This is a genomic window from Streptomyces sp. NPDC057307 (assembly GCF_042667665.1).
Taxonomy (GTDB): domain Bacteria; phylum Actinomycetota; class Actinomycetes; order Streptomycetales; family Streptomycetaceae; genus Streptomyces.
In genome coordinates this window covers 93,454-109,820 of sequence record NZ_JBHUZM010000013.1, presented here as the reverse complement: position 1 = coordinate 109,820, position 16,367 = coordinate 93,454, and the positions used below count along the sequence as shown (strand labels likewise).

Below are 16,367 nucleotides of genomic sequence, written 5' to 3'. Positions count from 1 at the left end.
GCGCGGCCTCGGGGCCGCGCCCGCCCTCGTACACGGGCTAGCCGAACGCCGCCGTCACGGCGACGATCACAAACATCAGCACGAGCGCGGCGGCCATGATCCGGTTCCGGGTTTTGGGGTCCACGCGTCGAGGTTAACGGCCTTCGGCGCCGGGCTTCGCGCCGGGCCTCACGGTGGGGCTCGTGGTGGGGCTCGCGGCGGGCCTCGCCATCGGGCAGCGCGCCAGCGTCTCGTACCTCGGCTGCTCGCCCGCCACCCCGGCCACGGGCAGCCTGCTCCGTACGAGCGCCAGCTCCCCGACCTCCCACGGCGTCCCCTCGAAGCCGTCGAGAGCGGCGGCGTACGGGCTCAGGTCGGTGTCGACCCGCGTACGGGCCAGCGTGAGATGCGGCCGGTAGGCGCGGTGCTCCTCCATCGGCAGCCCGGTCCGGCGCGCGGCTGCATCCGCGCGTTCGGCGAGGCGCCGCAGCTCCGCGATGCCCCCGGCGGCACCGGCCCACAGGGCGCGCCCGCCAAAGTGCCCGCCGCCGTGGAGCCGTAGCGGGAACGCTTCCGTACGGTGCGCCGCCCGCTCCAGCCGCTCGGTCAGCTCGGGCACCACCGCGTCGTCGACCTCGCCCATGAAGGCAAGCGTGAAGTGCCACCCCGCCTGCCCGGTCCACCGCAGTTCGCCGGCTCCGGGGAGCCCCCGCAGCCGCTGATCGACGGCCGCGGCGAGTTCGTCGGCGACGTGGGCGGGCGGCAGTACGGCGGCGAAGAGACGCATGGCGGCCAGTCTGGCATCCGGGCGTGACCGGGTCACCGTGGTTATCGTTGTACCGCGCGGCTGCCGAATTTCGTACGGCAGCGGGGAGGAGCGCCACGATGACCGTCGTAGACACCGACAGGATCGCCATGGCCGACGAGAGCGACGAAAAAGACAAGCTGACTCTGGACAGGATGTTCGAGTGGCTTGAGCAGTTGCCCGTCCCCGAGGGATACAAGGCCGAGATCGTCGGGGGGAACATCTTCATGTCGCCGCAACGGGACACCCATTGGGAGATCATCGCGGACATCTACGACCAACTGCGGGCTTCCGGGTACGCGCGCAGCCAGGTCAAGTCCGACGTCCGCTTCGACTTTCCCGGGCATCTGAACGGCTTCGCCTGCGATGTCGTCGCGCTGTCCGGCGACGCCGTGAAGAACGCGAAGGGCCTCTGGGACTACGAGGACATCGAGTTGGTGGCGGAAGTGATCTCCAAGTCCACCGCCCTCAACGACTACGGCCCGAAGAAAGCCGCCTACGCGACCGCCGGCGTGCCCGTCTATGTCGTCGTCGATCCGTACATCGGCCGCTGCCGCGTCTTCACCGAACCGAAGAAGGACGAATACACCGTCGACCGGACCGTCGACTTCGGCGAGGAGATCAAGCTCAAGGACACCGTGGTCGGTCTGACCATCAAAACCGACGAGTTCCCCCGTAACTGACCGCCGCCCCCACGATCACGCCGCCGTCGCCAGCGGCTGCTCCTTCGGCACGAACGTCACATGCGGACGCCCCCGCCGCAGGTCGATCTTCACCCGCAGGTCGCCCACCCGCGCGAGCATCACGCCCACGCCCACCGCCGCCAGGGCGGCGACCGCGCCGCCGGCCGCGAAGCCGACCCTCGCGCCGTACGTGTCGGTGACCCAGCCGACGAGCGGGGCGCCCAGTGGCGTACCGCCCGTGAAGACCATCATGAACAGGGCCATCACCCGGCCGCGCATGGCCGGGTCCGTGGCCATCTGGATGCTGGAGTTGGCGGTCACGTTGACCGTCAGGCCGCACATGCCGACCGGCACCAGCAGCGCCGCGAAGAGCCAGAACGTCGGCGCGAACGCGGTCACGATCTCCAGCACACCGAAGAGGACCGCCGCGGCCACCAGCAGCCGCATCCGGGACGTGCCCCGGCGCGCGGCGAGCAGGGCGCCGATCAGGGAGCCGACCGCCATCAGGGTGTTGAGCAGGCCGTACGTACCGGCGCCCGCGTGGTAGACGTCGTCCGCGAAGGCGGACAGCCAGATCGGGAAGTTGAAGCCGAACGTGCCGATGAAGCCGATGAGCACGATGGGCCAGATCAGCTCGGGCTTGCCCGCGACGTAACGCAGCCCTTCCCGCAACTGGCCCTTGCCGCGCGGGGTGCGTTCGACCTTCAGCAGCTCGGAGTTGCGCATCAGCAGCAGGGCGGTGAGCGGTGCGATGAAGGAGAATCCGTTGAGCAGGAAGGCGTAGCCGCTGCCGACCGCGGTGATCAGGACACCGGCGACGGCCGGGCCCACGAGCCGGGCGGACTGGAAGTTGGCGGAGTTCAGGCTGACGGCGTTACGGAGCTGGTCCGGGCCGACCATCTCGTGCACGAACGACTGCCGCGCCGGGTTGTCGACCACCGTGACCAGGCCGAGTACGAAGGCCGTGGCGTACACGTGCCAGACCTGGACCTGACCGCTGAGGGTGAGGGCGGCGAGCGCGAGGCCGGTGATTCCCATGGCGGCCTGCGTGCCGAGCAGCAGGGTGCGCTTGTTGCACCGGTCGGCTATGACACCGCCGTACAGGCCGAAGAGCAGCATCGGCAGGAATTGGAGGGCCGTGGTGATACCGACGGCCGTGGAGGATCCGGTGAGGGTGAGCACCAGCCAGTCCTGGGCGATGCGCTGCATCCAGGTGCCGGTGTTCGACACAACCTGTCCGGTGGCGAAGAGCCGGTAGTTACGGATCTTCAGCGAGCTGAACATGCTCGTGCGGGGTTGTGCGGTCTGTTGAACGGGGTCGGGGGTGGTCGGTGCGGGGGCGGAGTCTGCTCCGGATCCCGTACTCAAAATCGGTTCGCCTCCTCGGCGTTGACAACATTCGTCTGCGGACGCGTACGGGCTTCCCAGGGGGTTGGGGCTCGCGGAGGTGCGAGCCGGGACGGCGGTAGTTCACGAAACGGCGTTGGTCGGCGGGTAGTTACAGGCGGGTAGTTACAAGTGCGCGAGCTTTTCCAGTACCGGCGCGGCCGCGCGGAGCTTGGCCCATTCGTCCTCGTCCAGACCCTCCGCCACAGCGGTCAGCCACGCGTTGCGCTTACGGCGGCTCTCTTCGAGCATGGCCTCGGCCCGCTCGGTCGACGTGACCACCTTCTGCCGGCGGTCGTCGGGGTGCGGCTCCAGCCGGACCAGTCCCTTGGCTTCGAGCAGCGCCACGATGCGCGTCATCGACGGCGGCTGTACGTGCTCCTTGCGGGCCAGCTCACCGGGGGTGGCCGAGCCGCACCGGGCGAGGGTGCCGAGCACCGACATCTCGGTCGGACTGAGCGACTCGTCGACGCGCTGGTGCTTGAGTCGCCGGCCCAGCCGCATGACGGCCGAGCGGAGTGCGTTCACGGCGGCCGCGTCGTCGCCGTGGGATAGGTCAGGCATGTTGTTTAGCGTAACTCATTACCTAAGCTAAGGAAAATGGAAAACGCGTCTCCCTCACCAGGTCGCACAGATCCCACACATCGCGTCACACATCGAGCGGCTCTAGCTCACTCGTACGAGTGAGACAACCGCGGAAAGTCACACCAGGGCGCGCACCGGCCCCCGACCCTGGTCGGCATGGGATCGACAGTGCTCAGCCTGCGGATAGACGGTGAGCTGCTCGACCGGCTTCGGCAGCATGCCGCCAGACGGGGAATGAGCGTCCAGGACTATGTGGTCGGGACGCTCATGCGCGACGATTTCGACGAACGCTTCCGGGCGTCCGTCGACGAGACGGAGAGGTTCTACGGGGCCGCGTGAGCGGCACCGCGGGCCCCCGGCGTCGACACGGCCTAGGTCAGGCCCAGCGCCGGCATCGCGTAGTAGAAGACGAAGACCGCCGACACGACGTACATCGCCACCGGCACCTCGCGGCCCCGGCCCACCGCCAGCCGCAGCAGGCTGAAGGTGATGAAGCCGATGCCGATGCCGTTGGTGATCGAGTACGTGAACGGCATCAGCACCATCGCCAGGAACGCGGGCACGGCGACGGTGTAGTCGGTCCAGTCGATGTCCCGGACCGATCCGGCGAGGATCAGGAAGCCGACCGCCAGCAGCGCGGGCGTCGCCGCCTGGGACGGCACCATCGTCGCGATCGGGGTGAGGAACAGCGCCAGCGAGAAGAGCGCGCCCGTCACGACGGACGCCAGTCCGGTCCTCGCGCCTTCGCCGACACCCGCCGTGGACTCCACGAAGCAGGTGGTGGCGGAGGACGAGGTCGCACCGCCGGACGCGACGGCGATGCCGTCCACGAACAGCACCCGGTTGATCCCGGGCAGCCGCCCCTTCTCGTCCATCAGCTTCGCCTCGTCGCCGACGCCGAGGATCGTGCCCATCGCGTCGAAGAAGGTGGACAGCAGCACGGTGAAGACAAAGAGGACGCCGGTGAGGACGCCGACCTTCTCGAAGCCGCCGAAGAGGCTGAAATCGCCCAGCAGTCCGAAGTCCGGGCTGTCCACGGGGTTGCCCGGCCACTTCGGGGTGGTCAGGCCCCAGCTCGGTACGTCGGCGACCGCCTCGATGACGAGCGCCACGACCGTCATCGTCACGATCGAGATCAGGATCGCGCCGGGCACCTTGCGGACGATCAGTACGAGGGTGAGCAGCGCGCCGAGCGCGAAGACCAGCACGGGCCAGCCGTTGAGGTGGCCGTCCGAGCCGAGTTGGAGCGGCACGGTGGTGTGGGCGGCGTCCGGGATACGGGAGACGAAGCCGGAGTCGACCAGGCCGATCAGCATGATGAAGAGGCCGATACCGATGGCGATGCCCTTGCGCAGGCTGGTCGGTACGGCGTTCATCACCCGTTCCCGCAGGCCGGTCGCGACCAGCAGCATCACCAGGAAACCGGCCAGGACGACCATGCCCATCGCGTCGGCCCAGCTCATCCTGGGGGCGAGCTGGAGCGCGACGACCGTGTTGACGCCGAGCCCGGCGGCGAGCGCGATCGGTACGTTGCCGATGACGCCCATCAGGAGGGTGGCGAAGGCCGCGGTCAGCACGGTGGCGGTGACCAGCTGGCCGCTGTCGAGCTGGTGGCCGTACATGTCCTTCGCGCTGCCGAGGATGATCGGGTTCAGCACGATGATGTAGGCCATCGCGAAGAAGGTGGCGAAGCCTCCGCGCACCTCGCGGGCGACGGTGGAGCCGCGCTCCGAGATCTTGAAGAAGCGGTCGACGGCGACCGGAGCGGTGGCCTTGTCCTGGACGGGCATGCGCAACCCTCAGTCGTGGTGATCACTGGATGCTGGGCGTTCGAACGAACAGAACAGGCCATTCGCAAAACCGTTTCAGTATGAACAGATGGGCCGGTGATCGCTATCTCCGCGCGTAGAGCCCCCTGGCGCCCGGCGACCGGCCCGCCCGCGACAGCCCAGCCACTGCCTCGCGACCGGCCCGCGACCACCCCGCGACCGCCCCGCATAGACTGACGTCATGGCCAAATGGACCCCGACGCACGAGGCACCCGAGCCCCTGGAGGGGCCGATCGTCCCGACCATCGTCGGCGGCACCGTCATCTGGTTCGTCCTCTTTCTTGTGCAGCTCCCCTTCTACGGGTGGTTCGACGACCACGGGCACCTCTGGTGGCTGTGGACCTGTCTGGCCGGTGCCGGGCTCGGCCTGATCGGGATCTGGTACGTCCGCAGGCGCGACGCCGCCATCAAGCGGTCGCGGGCGGGCGCAGACGTACAGCCGTAGTGCCGTGGGTGGACTTGCGGTCACGAGCTCTCGTACCTCGGTCGGATCTTCGGGGTCGCGGCGGGTGAACGCCCCCTCACCGCCGTAACGTCGACCTCATGACACAGCGGGCGAAGACCGACACCGGCGGCGGCGAGCCGCGCGGCCCCTCCATCGACGCGGGGGCGGAGCTCGACCCCGTCCACCCGCAGGAGCTGCCCGGGTCGGCCCGCCGCGCCACCGGGCTGACGGCCGCGGAGGTCGCCGAGCGGGTCGCGCGGGGCGAGGTCAACGACGTTCCCGTACGCAGCAGCCGTTCCACCGCCGAGATCGTCCGCGCCAACGTCTTCACCCGCTTCAACGCGCTCATCGGGATCCTCTGGGCGATCGTGCTCCTGGTCGCGCCGATCCAGGACAGCCTCTTCGGCTTCGTGATCATCGCGAACACCGGAATCGGCATCATCCAGGAGCTGCGCGCCAAGAAGACCCTCGACGGTCTGGCCGTCATCGGCGAGGCCAAGCCGGTCGTACGGCGGGACGGCGTCGCGGCCGGGATCTCCACCTCCGAGATCGTCCTCGGAGACGTCGTCGAACTCGGCCCCGGCGACAAGGTCGTCGTGGACGGCGAGATCGTCGAGGCCGACAATCTGGAGGTCGACGAGTCGCTGCTCACCGGTGAGGCCGACCCGGTGCTCAAGCACCCCGGCGACACGGTGATGTCGGGCAGTTTCGTGGTCGCGGGCGGCGGCGCGTTCCGGGCGACGAAGGTGGGTCGGGAGGCGTACGCGGCCCAACTCGCCGAGGAGGCCTCGCGCTTCACGCTCGTCCAGTCCGAACTGCGCAACGGCATCAGCACGATACTGAAGTACGTCACCTGGATGATGGTCCCGACGGCGGTCGCGCTGATCATCAGTCAGCTCGTCGTCAAGGAGAACAACTTCAAGGACTCCGTCGCCCGGACCATCGGCGGCATCGTCCCGATGATCCCGGAGGGCCTGGTCCTGCTGACCTCGGTCGCCTTCGCGATCGGCGTCATCCGGCTCGGCCGCAAGCAGTGCCTCGTCCAGGAGCTGCCCGCGATCGAGGGCCTGGCCCGGGTCGACGTCGTCTGTCTCGACAAGACGGGCACGCTCACCGAGGGCGGCATGGACGTCACGGAGCTGCGGCCGCTGAACGGCACGGACGAGGGTTACGTACGCAAGGTGCTCGGCGCCCTCGGCGCGTCCGACCCCCGGCCCAACGCCAGCCTCCAGGCGATCATCGACGCGTATCCGGACGAGTCGGGGTGGCGTGCCACGGCGGCGCTGCCGTTCTCGTCGGCCCGCAAGTACAGCGGCGCCACGTTCGCACCGGACGCCGACGGTCACCCGGAGTCGGACGGCGGGCCGGTCGGCTGGCTCCTCGGCGCGCCCGATGTCCTGCTGCCCGCCGGCGATGCCACGCTCGCCGAAATCGACACCCTCAACGAGCAGGGTCTACGGGTGCTCCTGCTGGCCCGCGTCGACGGCAACACCCCTCTCGACGCGCCCGACGTGACGGACGGCGCGGTGGCGACGGCCCTCGTCGTACTGGAGCAGCGGCTGCGCCCGGACGCCGCGGATACCCTCACCTACTTCGCCGACCAGGACGTCGCGGCGAAGGTGATCTCCGGCGACAACGCGGTCTCGGTCGGCGCCGTGGCCGCGAAGCTCGGGCTGTCCGGCGCGGACCGTACGGTCGACGCGCGCCAACTGCCCACCGACCGCGACGAGATGGCGCGGGCGCTCGACTCGGCGTCGGTCTTCGGCCGGGTCAGCCCGCAGCAGAAGCGGGAGATGGTGGGCGCGCTCCAGTCGCACGGCCACACGGTCGCGATGACCGGTGACGGTGTGAACGACGTGCTCGCCCTGAAGGACGCCGACATCGGCGTGGCCATGGGGTCGGGGTCGGAGGCGACGCGGGCGGTCGCCCAGATCGTGCTCCTCAACAACAGCTTCGCCACGCTGCCCTCGGTGGTGGCCGAGGGCCGCCGGGTGATCGGCAACATCACCCGCGTCGCGACCCTGTTCCTGACGAAGACGGTCTACTCCGTGCTGCTGGCCGTCCTGGTGGTGTGCACGCAGGTGGAGTATCCGTTCCTGCCCCGGCATCTGACGCTGATCTCGACGCTGACGATCGGCGTCCCGGCGTTCTTCCTGGCGCTCGCGCCCAACAAGGAGCGCGCGCGGCCGAACTTCGTACGCAGGGTGATGCGGTACTCGATCCCCAGCGGCATCGTCGCCGCCGGCACCACCTTCGCGACGTATCTGCTGGCCCGCGCGCACTACAGCGGATCGGGCGCGCTCGCCGCCGAGACGAGCGCGGCGACGCTGACGCTGTTCCTGGTCTCGATGTGGGTCCTGGTGATCATCGCCCGCCCCTACACCTGGTGGCGGGTGGGACTGGTGCTGGCGATGGGGTTCCTCTTCCTGGTCGTGCTGGTGGTGCCGTGGCTCCAGGACTTCTTCGCGCTGAAGCTGGTGGGCACGACGATGCCGTGGACGGCGGTGGCGATCGCGGGCGTGGGCGCGGTGCTGCTGGAAGTGGCGTGGCGGTGGGTGGACCGGAGGTACCCGGCGTAGGCCCGGCGAAGAGTGACGGAGACGGCGAGGGCCCCGCGCGTGCTGCGCGGGGCCCTCGCTACGACTGCTTCGACGACTGCTTCGACGACTGCTCGGACTAGCTGACGTCCACGAAGTCGCCGGCCGGGATGATCGCCGGGGTGGTCGACGTACCGGCGAAGTTCCAGCGCCAGTAGCCGTCCACGGTCGCCTTGGCGGTGGTCTTCAGCGTCCCGGTGGTGGAGGTCTTGACCGTCTTCACCGTGGTGTAGGTGTCGCTGGTCTTCTTGCGGAACTGGAGCTGCACGGGCTGGGTGGAGTAGCCCTTGTAGGTGCCCGTCTCCCAGTTGGCGCGGGACAGCTTGCCCGTGATGGTGATCGTGCCGCCCGGCCGCACCGGCTCGGGGGCGGCGTTGACGTCCAGCTTGGACAGGCGCTGGAGCTTCGTCTTGCCGAACTTGTCGTTCTGCGCGCTGTAGGTGTCGTTGGACGTCACCCAGACGCCGACGTTCCAGGTCTTCGTGTCGCTGTTGCGGAGCCAGTCCGGGTCGATCTCGATGTTCTGCGTGCAGGTGGAGGTGGTGGCGTTCGCCGCCTTGCACGTGAAGGGGGCGGGCGACCCGAACCCGAAGGAGTCCGGGTCGTCCAGGCCGACACCGGTCCAGATGATCGCGTCGGCGTCGACGATGCCGGACGGGTGCGACGCGGTGATCGAGACGGCGACCTTCTTGACGGCCTTGGCGCCGACGACGATGGGCTTGCCACCGTTCACCACGGCCTTGCTGATCACCGGGGCTTCAACGGCCGCCCTGGCCTTGCCCTTCGGCGCGGCGGTGGAGCCCTGGTGCGTGGCGGAGCCGTAGGCGGGCACGCCCGGACGATCGTCCGCGGGAGCGGCCTGGGAGGCCGGCACGGCGAGGGCGGACAGAGCCAGGGCACCGGTCGCGACGGCGACAGTGGCACGGATTCGCATGCAATTCCCCATTGGTCAGTGAGCCTGTTGGCTCGCCTGTTCAGACGAGAAGTGCGGACCGATGGTTGTGCGCCGCGTGACTTTTTCGTGAAGGTCACACATCTGGGTCGCGAGTGGTCGGTGGCGCCTCGTGAGCCGTCACCTGCCACTCGTGAACCGCCGCTCGCCGCTCGTGAGTCGCCGCCCGCCACTCGTGAGCCGTCAGTCGAACCAGCGGTCCCGCGCCAGTTCCTCCGTACGCGACGCGTCCTCCAGCAGCGCGGCCACCTCGAAGCGGCGCGGCCACTGCCCAGCCGCCCACGCCAGCCCGGCCGCGACACCCTCCACGGTGGCCGCGTGGACCGTGCCGTCCGGTGTGCGCCGCCAGTCCAGCTCCACGCCGCCCGCCAGCAGTCGCTCGTGCTCGATGTAGGTGTCGGGGGTGCCGGCGCCCAGCAGTACGTGGACGGACTCCGGTACCTCGTACTCCTCGCCCCGCGTCGTCACCTCCGCCGTGACGCTCTCGCCGAGTCGCCCGACCTGCAGCAGCTCCGCGAGGTCCCCGGCGCGGGCCGGGGCCACCGGCAGCAGCGGCAGCCCGCCCGCCAGCGGCAGCAGGTCGGGTACGTCCGCGATCACGGCGTCCGCCGCGTCCACGATCCGCACCTCGCCGTCCACGACGGCGCGCAACTCGTCGGGCAGGGTGACCTGTTCGGGGTCGAGGTCGGCGATGGCGGTGTAGAGGGCGTGCAGCTGACGAGCGGTCACCTCACGGTCGGGGTCGGCCAGCCGGGTCAGCAGCTCGGCGGCGCCCCCCGGCTCGTCCAGCAGGGCGGCGACCGAGGTCCGTACGCCCAGGGCGCGCAGCACCTGCGCGTCCTCGAAGCCGGACGCGTCCACGGAGTCGTACAGCCCGGCCAGCAGCGGATCGCCGCCCTCCGCGCGCAGACCGGCCGGGCGGCGCCCGTCGAGCACGGGGTGGTCGCGCAGCCACCAGGCGGTGTACGAGCGGACGCTCTCGGTCGTGCCGTCGGGCAGCAGGACCCGTACGGGCGCGGTCAGCGCGTCCCGCAGGGGCGGCCGCGCCAGCAGGGCGAGTGCCGCCGGCCAGGCGTCGTCGTCCACGAGGTCCAGGTCGCGTACGGCGACGATCTCGGTGGCGACCGGCGGCACGGGCGTCTCGGGCAGCCGGTCCAGGACGTCCTCGCACCACACGTCGACGGCGTCCAGGAGGCCGGCGTCGTCCGGCTCGGCGAAGTCGCCGTCGCGCGGCTCCAGTTCGTCGGGGTCCAGGACGACGTCCGTGGCGCGTACGAGGGTGAAGTTGGCCAGCACGCCGCAGGCGGCGAGCGGCTGTTCGCCCCAGCGTTCGGCCAGGTCGGCGTCGCACAGGGCGAGTTCGTCCTCGCGCATGACGGCGGCGAACGGGCTGCCGGGCAGGACGAGTTCACCGGCGGGTGCGAGTTCGCCCTCCTCGTCGGGCAGGGCGAGCGCGGCCAGCCACGGCTCGTCGCCGACGTCCAGGTCCGCGTCCCGCACCAGGGCGAGGACCGTCTCGGCCAACTCCTCGGCGTCCAGCCGGTTCCGCGGGTCCTGGTCCCAGAAATCACCGGAGTCCAGCGAGGCGGCGACCGCCGCCCGTACCTCCGGGGTCGTCAGCACGGCACGCGGGGTGGCGGGGAGCGCGCCCAGCTTCTCCAGCAGCGGGTGGGCGGCGTCGGGGTGCGCCACCTTCAGGCCGAGCCTGGCGAGATCGGCGGGCGTGTCGGTGAGCGGCAGCAGGACCCGCCGGGGGCCGACCGCCGTACGGCCGCCGGCGAGCGGTACCGGCAGCCCGGACAGCCGGTCCGGGTCGACGCCGGCCAGCGACTCGTAGAGACGCCGCCACCACTCGGGGGCGCGCTCACTGCCGCCGATGCGCTCGATGGCGTCGCCGAGGGGCAGCCGGCCCACCGTCAGGGACCGCAGCTCCGTGCGCCGTTCGAGCCCGGCGGGCAGCAACGTGGGCAGTACTTCGGCCAGTACGCGTACGGTCTCGTCCCCCGCGCCCTCCACGACTTCCGCCTCGAAGGGCCGCAGCGCGGTCAACTCCTCGCTGGGAGCGGCCGGTTCGAGGAAGGCGACGCGCGGCAGGCGCTTGAGGATCGCGGCGCGCAGCACCCCGTCCAGCTCGCCCTTGCCGAGCGGTCCCGGCACCAGGTCGATGGTGCCGGTGGACACCGGCCGCCAGTCGCCGAGCAGTTCGGCGTAAGCGTCGGCGGCGCGCTCCACGAGGAAGTCGGTGAGCGGTCCGGGCGCGGGGTGCCGCCGGGTGGTGTCCAGCGGCAGCGAGGCGATCAACAGGGCGGGCACGCCCAGGGGTTCGTCGGTCGGTGTCGGGGCGTGCACGACGGGCGCGGTACGGGGCGGGACCGGCGCACCCTCGCCGTCCACGGGGACGGCCCAGGTGACCGCCCAGTGGGGCCGCAGGCGTTCCTCGACGGGCCGGCCCTCCAGCAGCGCGGGGTCGGTGGCCCCGTGACGGCTGACGACCCGCCAGCGGCTCACGGCGTCGGCCGCGCTGTCCTCCACGTGCACATACGCGCCGTGCACGCCGCGCCTCAACACCCGCTCGCCGTCGGGGGTTTCGACCACGATCTCTTCGAGCCCCGGCAGCGTCAGCAGCAGCGCGTCGTCGATCGCGGCGAGCAGCCGCTCCACCAGATCGAGCGCGGTTCCGTCCCGCAGGGGCAGGATGACCACGGTGTCGTAGCCCTCGGGCGCGCTGCCCTCGGCGGGCAGCGGCAGCCGCAGCAGCGGTACGTGCCCGTCCCGGCGCCGCAGTTCGTCGCCGAGTCCCGGGCTCGCCTCGGCGGCCTGCCGGGCCAGCCCGCGCGCCTCGGCGAGGGACCAGCGGACCCCGCCGTGCCGTCCGACGACGGCGGGCTCGTCACTGACGGCGATGACGGCGGCGAACCCGACGCCGAACCGCCCGACGGCGGACTCGTGCCCCTCGCGCTTGGCGGAGGCGCGCAGGGTACTGAGGGATTCGACACCGGTCGCGTCGAGGGGCGCACCGGTGTTGGCGGCCACGAGCACGGCGGGGCCCTCGGCGGTGCCGGGCCGCAGCGTGAGCCGGAGCCGCCCGGGGGTGCCCGCGCGGGCGGCGGCGTCGGCGGCGTTCTGCGCCAGTTCGACGACCAGCCGGTCACGGTAGCCGCCGAGTGCGAGGTCCTCCTCGGCGTTGGCGTCCTCCCGGAAGCGAGCGGGTCCGGCCGCCCACGAGTCCAGCACCGCACGCCGCAGCCGACCCGTTCCGAACGGATCGGCTCCCTCGGTCGTCGTGACGCTCACCCTGTGACTCCGCTCTGTCCGTCCGCCTACCGGTCCGCTACTCGGTAAGTGTGCGGGCCCGAACGTACCGCGCGGGGCGCCTTGGGCGGGGTGCGGGTCCATTATCCCGGTGGGCTCGGCTGATCAGGAGCCGCCCGGGTCCTCCGAGTCGCCGTGTCCCTCTCCCGATCCGAGGAACTTGGGGATGGATTCCCCCAGTGGGGCGAGGACAGATCAGACAGCCTGGGGCAGGTCGCCGAGCAGGTTTCGGACACCGGGGTGGGTGCCGTGCTGTTGGCGGAAGGTGGCGATCACGCATTGCAGGTGGTGGTGGACACGGTGGGAACCGACCTGCTCGGCCAGGGTCAGGGCCTGCCGTGTGGCATTGACCGCTCCGGTGATGTCGCCGGTCTGGGCGCGGGCATCGGCCAGTTCGCTGGCGAAGAGCATCCTGTCGCGAGGATAGCCCTCGGCGTCGTCGACCGTGCGGCCGCCGAGGTAGGGCTCGGCAAGATCGGGGTGGCGAGCGGCGAGCAGGGCCCGGCCGGTCTGGGCATCAACCGCCGAGGAGCCAAGCCACAGGGTCCACCAGGGTTCTTCACTGTCGCGGACGGAGGCCAGGTGGGTACGAGTCCGGCCATCGGCGCGACGCACCGCTTCGGTGTCTCCCATCTGACCCGCCAGTGCGATGCGGCGCATTTCCAGCACCGCCCGCAGGCGCGGGGTCAGGGCCTGGGGCCTGCGATTCTCGGCGACTTCAAGGAGGGTCGAGGCTTCGTGGTACTGACCGAGCCAGGACTCCTGATAGGCGGCCGAGGCAAGGAGGTTGACGGTGGCGTGGTGGACGCTGGGTGCCTCCGCGGCCTCGCGAGCGAGGCGCAGGCCGGTCTGGTAGACGCGTTGGGCCTGCGGGTGGTGGCCGGCGTCAAACAGCATCCACCCGTAGGTCTCCGACATCTCGACGTACGCGGTGTGCAGGCGCACGCCTTCGGCCGCACCGTACCGGCACTCCGTGATCAGCTTGCCAAGGTTCTGCCAGACCCCACCGGTCCACAGCAGCGTGGAGGCGCTGCCCTCGCTGTCGTCCAGCTCCCGGGCCTGCCGCACGGCACGCTCCACCGTTGCCGTCAGCTGTGGGGACACCCTGTCGCCCTCCTGGGCCGCGCGCAGTTCAGGTGCTCCGTCCATCAGCAGATCCAGTGCCGGCGCGGTGGCGACGGCTCCGGACAGCAGGATGAACGAGCGTCGCTGCATGGGGACATCTCCCTGGGTCGCACGGAGCAGTTCGGTGGCGGTGGCGTCGTAAGGGTGCTCCAGTGCGCGGTGGCGGCGGCGTGTCCTGGGGCGGTCCCAGCCCAGACCGGCAGCCGTCAGCGGGCGCCCGGCGTAGTGCGAGAGCACAACCAGTACGTCGGCCCTCGTCTCGGCCGACGGCCGACCACCGCGCATCCACGGGTAGCCCGTCTTGAGATGCAAAGGCGGAGACCCGCGCCGGGCGCGGCGCTGGTTCACCCGGGCGATCAGCTGTTCCGGACTCCACCCAAGGCCGGCCAACTGTTCGCGAAGCGGATTCAGTTCTGGCTTGCGGTCCACCAGCTTCCCCCTGGTCCGGGACGGTTCTGATTGGACGTTAGCAGTCACTCGTGGCCGGGCGGCAGGAGCAATCACCCGCCTCGGGTGTAGTTACACCTGGGGGTGTGGGCCGCTGAGCGCGTGTGCTGCACCCGGTCCACCGTGCCCACCTCCCAGCCCTCTGTTTCCGCACCGGTCGAAGCGCTGTTCTTGAGAGTGCCCGGCCGTTCCTCCGTTCGCACAGCTTCACAGTGTCGATTCCGGAGCGTTCGCCGCGCCTTTCCCTGCCATGACGCGTTTCTGGCCGCGCTCGCGCGGTCTCTACGAGAAGGGTCGACTGCTGTGAACACCAAGGATCGCCTTGCGGAACTGTCCGGCGCCACCGTCACCGTGACCGGAGGGTTCGGGCTGGTCGGAAGCCGTATCGTCCACAGGCTTCGGGCTGTTGGAGCCAAGCCGCTGGCCGTGGGGCGGCTGGACGCCTACGACTCGAAGGTCTACTCGACCGTGTTCGGGATCTCTCCCGCCGACTCGGACGTGGTCGCGGGCGACATCACCGACTCCACGCTGATGGACGATCTCATCTCGCGCAGCGACTACGTCGTCCACGCCGCGGCGCTGGCCGATGTCGCCGAGTGCACCCGCAACCCGATGGCCGCAGTGCACGCGAACATCGCCGGAACCCAGACTGTGCTGGGCGCCGCGGCCCGGCACAGTGGCACACTCAAGCGCCTGGTCTTCGTCTCCTCAGCCAGCGTCTACGGTCTGGGGCGTGGATCATCCGGCCGGACGGCACGGTTCAGCGAGAACGACGCGCTGGCCCCTGCGTCCGTCTATGCCAACACCAAGGTCTGGGGCGAGCACCAGACCACCCTGGCCCTGGCCGGTCAAGGCGACTCCCACGCGATCGTGCGGTACTTCTCCGTCTACGGAGAGCCGCAGGTGATCAAGGAAAACAGCCACTCGTGGGTGGTGGCCTGGTACGGCATGAGGGCGGTCCTCGGCCTGCCCTTGCAACTCAACGGAGGCGGCTCCCAGGTCCGCGACTTCGTGCACGTGGACGACATCGCCGACGCCACCCTGCTGGCCACTCTCGCCCCGCGCGCCCACCGGGCGACGATCAACGTCGGCACCGGGCGCGCCACCTCCATCCGGGAGATCGCCGACCTCGTACGTCGTCACTGCCCCGACAGTCCGCTCGTCCGGACACCAATGCCGCACGGAGACCCGCTCGGCGCCTGCGCCACGACCACCCGCATGAAGGACCTCCTGGGCTGGGAACCCTCCGTCAGCATCGAGGACGGCGTCCACCGATACATGGAGTGGGTACGGCGCACGCCCGAGGCGATCCCGAGATGGCTGCGGGCCGAGTGCGCCTGACGGCCCTCACAGCACCGGGGGTCGTCCGAGGCGGGTCATGTTCCACACCGTGGACCAGCGCATGGGCCGGCGTGTCCCACAGGGCGTGCGCCAGCCTTCGGCGAAGCCGCCGAACCATGCCCGCAGCCCGGCCATGTCCCGAGTGCGGGCCACGGTCAGCGCCGTCCACACACCCAGGTAGACCGGCACGAGCACGGTCGGCAGATGACGCCGGGCCAGGTAGACCCGGTTGCGGGCGTTGGTCCGGTAGAAGAAGGCGTGCCGAGCGGGTGACGTCCTGGGGTGCTGGAGCAGCAAATGCGGCTCATAGATGATCTTCCATCCGGCGTCCAGCGCGCGCCAGGCCATGTCCGTCTCCTCGTGGGAGAAGAAGAACGAAGCCGGCCAGTCTCCGACCTGCGCCAGCATCTTCCCTGACAGCACGTGCGCCCCGCCCAGGAACGTCGTCACTGATCCACCGCGCATCGGGTTACCTGCCCGCAGTCGAGGGACATGGCGGCGCTGGGTGAGCCCGGTCTCGTCCGCGATCCGGAATCCCACGATCCCCAAACCCGGGTCCGCCTCGTACAACTGCGTGATCCGCTCGAAGTCGGTGTCTGTGACCAGCAACCCGTCGTCGTCCAGGTCCAGCACCAGGTCCATGTCCCGCAAGTGTCCGAGGGCAACGTTCCGTCCGCCGGTCACGCCCAGATTCTCCGGGAGCTCCACCGCCTCCACCCACGGTGGCAGGTCCAGATCCGCCAGGGAGCACCCGTTGCCGACCACCACGGTGCGCGTCGCCGGCGTCGTCTGCGATTTGACCGAGGCCAGCAGCGCGGCCAGATCGTTCGGCCGCGTCCCCATCGTGAGGATCGCCACGCCCAGCGTCTTACCCACTCGAA

The 16,367-nt window shown here is 70.4% G+C and carries 13 protein-coding genes; 5 read left to right on the top strand and 8 right to left on the bottom strand.

The window, feature by feature from the left end; translation table 11 throughout:
• Window positions 1-133 precede the first annotated feature (133 nt).
• Window positions 134-766: an RNA 2',3'-cyclic phosphodiesterase gene (gene thpR, locus ACFUN8_RS08380; protein ID WP_383633375.1), complete on the bottom strand. Its 633-nt coding sequence runs from the start codon at window positions 764-766 to the stop codon at window positions 134-136.
• 98 nt (window positions 767-864) lie between these two features.
• Here thpR and ACFUN8_RS08375 point away from each other — a divergent pair, with 98 nt between their 5' ends.
• Window positions 865-1,467, top strand: coding sequence for a Uma2 family endonuclease (locus ACFUN8_RS08375; protein WP_383633372.1), 603 nt, complete (start codon window positions 865-867; stop codon window positions 1,465-1,467).
• A 15-nt stretch (window positions 1,468-1,482) separates the two neighbouring features.
• Here ACFUN8_RS08375 and ACFUN8_RS08370 read toward each other — a convergent pair whose 3' ends face one another.
• On the bottom strand, window positions 1,483-2,835 hold the full coding sequence (locus ACFUN8_RS08370; RefSeq protein ID WP_383633368.1) for an MFS transporter: 1,353 nt from the start codon (window positions 2,833-2,835) through the stop codon (window positions 1,483-1,485).
• 144 nt (window positions 2,836-2,979) lie between these two features.
• Window positions 2,980-3,417: a MarR family transcriptional regulator gene (locus tag ACFUN8_RS08365; RefSeq protein ID WP_363242725.1), complete on the bottom strand. Its 438-nt coding sequence runs from the start codon at window positions 3,415-3,417 to the stop codon at window positions 2,980-2,982.
• 177 nt (window positions 3,418-3,594) lie between these two features.
• Here ACFUN8_RS08365 and ACFUN8_RS08360 point away from each other — a divergent pair, with 177 nt between their 5' ends.
• Window positions 3,595-3,777, top strand: coding sequence for a ribbon-helix-helix protein, CopG family (locus ACFUN8_RS08360; RefSeq protein ID WP_354606068.1), 183 nt, complete (start codon window positions 3,595-3,597; stop codon window positions 3,775-3,777).
• 32 nt (window positions 3,778-3,809) lie between these two features.
• Here the strand turns inward: ACFUN8_RS08360 and ACFUN8_RS08355 are convergent, their stop codons facing one another.
• Entirely contained in the window at window positions 3,810-5,228 is a 1,419-nt protein-coding gene (locus ACFUN8_RS08355) for an NCS2 family permease (RefSeq protein ID WP_383633364.1), read from the bottom strand.
• 220 nt (window positions 5,229-5,448) lie between these two features.
• Between ACFUN8_RS08355 and ACFUN8_RS08350 the strand changes: the two genes are divergently transcribed.
• Both ACFUN8_RS08350 and ACFUN8_RS08345 read left to right on the top strand, forming a co-directional pair.
• Window positions 5,449-5,712, top strand: coding sequence for a DUF2530 domain-containing protein (locus ACFUN8_RS08350; RefSeq protein ID WP_383633361.1), 264 nt, complete (start codon window positions 5,449-5,451; stop codon window positions 5,710-5,712).
• A 98-nt stretch (window positions 5,713-5,810) separates the two neighbouring features.
• Window positions 5,811-8,291, top strand: a complete 2,481-nt coding sequence (locus tag ACFUN8_RS08345) for a cation-translocating P-type ATPase (protein ID WP_383633358.1) — start codon at window positions 5,811-5,813, stop codon at window positions 8,289-8,291.
• A gap of 97 nt (window positions 8,292-8,388) precedes the next feature.
• Here the strand turns inward: ACFUN8_RS08345 and ACFUN8_RS08340 are convergent, their stop codons facing one another.
• From ACFUN8_RS08340 to ACFUN8_RS08330, 3 genes are all read right to left on the bottom strand, one after another.
• The gene (locus ACFUN8_RS08340; RefSeq protein WP_383633354.1) at window positions 8,389-9,243 is read right to left on the bottom strand and encodes a DUF5707 domain-containing protein; all 855 of its coding nucleotides are present in this window, start codon (window positions 9,241-9,243) and stop codon (window positions 8,389-8,391) included.
• 201 nt (window positions 9,244-9,444) lie between these two features.
• Window positions 9,445-12,555: a sacsin N-terminal ATP-binding-like domain-containing protein gene (locus tag ACFUN8_RS08335; protein WP_383633351.1), complete on the bottom strand. Its 3,111-nt coding sequence runs from the start codon at window positions 12,553-12,555 to the stop codon at window positions 9,445-9,447.
• Window positions 12,556-12,768: 213 nt separating this feature from the next.
• A complete protein-coding gene (locus ACFUN8_RS08330) occupies window positions 12,769-14,127 on the bottom strand; it encodes an XRE family transcriptional regulator (RefSeq protein ID WP_383633348.1) in 1,359 nt (452 codons plus the stop codon).
• A 321-nt stretch (window positions 14,128-14,448) separates the two neighbouring features.
• Between ACFUN8_RS08330 and ACFUN8_RS08325 the strand changes: the two genes are divergently transcribed.
• Window positions 14,449-15,486 carry an NAD-dependent epimerase/dehydratase family protein gene (locus ACFUN8_RS08325; protein WP_383633345.1) on the top strand — a complete coding sequence of 346 codons (1,038 nt, stop codon included), beginning with the start codon at window positions 14,449-14,451 and terminating at the stop codon, window positions 15,484-15,486.
• Window positions 15,487-15,492: 6 nt separating this feature from the next.
• Here ACFUN8_RS08325 and ACFUN8_RS08320 read toward each other — a convergent pair whose 3' ends face one another.
• Window positions 15,493-16,329 carry a glycosyltransferase family 2 protein gene (locus ACFUN8_RS08320; protein ID WP_383633396.1) on the bottom strand — a complete coding sequence of 279 codons (837 nt, stop codon included), beginning with the start codon at window positions 16,327-16,329 and terminating at the stop codon, window positions 15,493-15,495.
• Window positions 16,330-16,367: the final 38 nt, after the last annotated feature.

Coding starts and splice junctions, on each gene's coding strand:
- thpR (WP_383633375.1), bottom strand. CDS start 766: ATGCGTCTCTTCGCCGCCGTACTGCCGCCCGCCCACGTCGCCGACGAA.
- ACFUN8_RS08375 (WP_383633372.1), top strand. CDS start 865: ATGACCGTCGTAGACACCGACAGGATCGCCATGGCCGACGAGAGCGAC.
- ACFUN8_RS08365 (WP_363242725.1), bottom strand. CDS start 3,417: ATGCCTGACCTATCCCACGGCGACGACGCGGCCGCCGTGAACGCACTC.
- ACFUN8_RS08360 (WP_354606068.1), top strand. CDS start 3,595: ATGGGATCGACAGTGCTCAGCCTGCGGATAGACGGTGAGCTGCTCGAC.
- ACFUN8_RS08355 (WP_383633364.1), bottom strand. CDS start 5,228: ATGCCCGTCCAGGACAAGGCCACCGCTCCGGTCGCCGTCGACCGCTTC.
- ACFUN8_RS08350 (WP_383633361.1), top strand. CDS start 5,449: ATGGCCAAATGGACCCCGACGCACGAGGCACCCGAGCCCCTGGAGGGG.
- ACFUN8_RS08345 (WP_383633358.1), top strand. CDS start 5,811: ATGACACAGCGGGCGAAGACCGACACCGGCGGCGGCGAGCCGCGCGGC.
- ACFUN8_RS08340 (WP_383633354.1), bottom strand. CDS start 9,243: ATGCGAATCCGTGCCACTGTCGCCGTCGCGACCGGTGCCCTGGCTCTG.
- ACFUN8_RS08320 (WP_383633396.1), bottom strand. CDS start 16,329: ATGGGGACGCGGCCGAACGATCTGGCCGCGCTGCTGGCCTCGGTCAAA.